Below are 1,251 nucleotides of genomic sequence, written 5' to 3'. Positions count from 1 at the left end.
AAGTTGAAAAAAACTGCTAAGGGACAAAAAGTTATAGAACCATCCAAAAGAAATTCTGACACAATAGTTTTAGGAAAAACTAAAAATCCGAACTATGCGAATGTTGCTAAAGAAAATAACTATAGAAATTTTGACATTCCCAAAAAAATTTGGGACAGAATGACAGACTCTCAGAAATGGGGGGCTAATAAAAAGTTTCTAGACAGAGCTATTGCTAAAAATAATAAAATAAAATTATCTCATAATCCGAGAAACCCCAATATAAACACAGGATATTTTAAAAAAGAAATAGATTATTTGAAAAGTAAGGGTTTTAAAATAAGCACTGATGGTAAATTAATGATACCACCAAGTAAATAAAATGAATAACTTAAAACAACAAGATGAAAAATCTTTATATGAGGCTAATTATTTTATGAAAAAAATGCAAAGAATAGGATTTAAAGATTATCAATTAATTTATAACAAATTTGGTATTTCAAAAAAGAAAATCTTAAATGCTCATTTTGTAATTAAGATTGATAATTACTTTTCACTTAAGGTTTTAAAGCATTACAATAAGGCTTATTCAATGGAATTCTATCCTAATGATATGGATTATGAAAATACAAACTGGTTTATTGAAAGAGATGTGCCTATAGATTTTTACTGCGATGTTTTGTGTGAGTTGTATGATGATGTATATTTTGATATTGACTCTTTCTATCCTGATAATTTTGAAAATACCCAAACTTTTAAAACCTTTTATCTGTATTATTTTGATAAAAACAAACAAAAATGCTACGGTCTAAAAAATAATGCACCCCTTGAGTTTATTAAGGAAAAAAGCAACTTTATTCTTGATTTAATAATAAAAAAACGGGACGCTACTTTGTAATGGTCCAATCAACTTAGACACATTTCAAGACCCTGTAAACCAGATTGTGTAAAGTCCTCTCTAAAAAATCATAGCGCCAACCCGTTTACTCCGTTTTGGTTCCTCTTTCGATAAAATAACAACTCTTGCTATAACTATCCTTATATTTTAAATGAACGTATATTAAATAGTAAATAATATCCTATATATCATTGACTAAAATATATGAATTATTATATAATAATTCATATAAATAGGTTTATATTAAATTTAGGAGTTTTTGTATGAAAACAACTTTTTTAATGCTTCATTTTGATGTTTATTAAAATAGGACAAAACACAGTGCCTGGCTTAGACATTTAGGCAAAGACAACCAAGGTATTAAAGCTCTGCCT

General features: G+C 27.0%; 1 protein-coding gene and 1 pseudogene. Both read left to right on the top strand.

What is annotated here, in order from left to right; translation table 11 throughout:
• Positions 1 to 360: pseudogene (locus BAZSYMA_RS09945) on the top strand (hypothetical protein); the annotation flags it as partial.
• Position 361: 1 nt separating this feature from the next.
• Positions 362 to 877: a hypothetical protein gene (locus tag BAZSYMA_RS04640; protein ID WP_090716131.1), complete on the top strand. Its 516-nt coding sequence runs from the start codon at positions 362 to 364 to the stop codon at positions 875 to 877.
• Positions 878 to 1,251 lie beyond the last annotated feature (374 nt).

This window comes from Bathymodiolus azoricus thioautotrophic gill symbiont, from assembly GCF_001298715.1.
GTDB lineage: Bacteria > Pseudomonadota > Gammaproteobacteria > PS1 > Pseudothioglobaceae > Thiodubiliella.
This window is presented reverse-complemented; position numbering and strand designations above follow the sequence as displayed.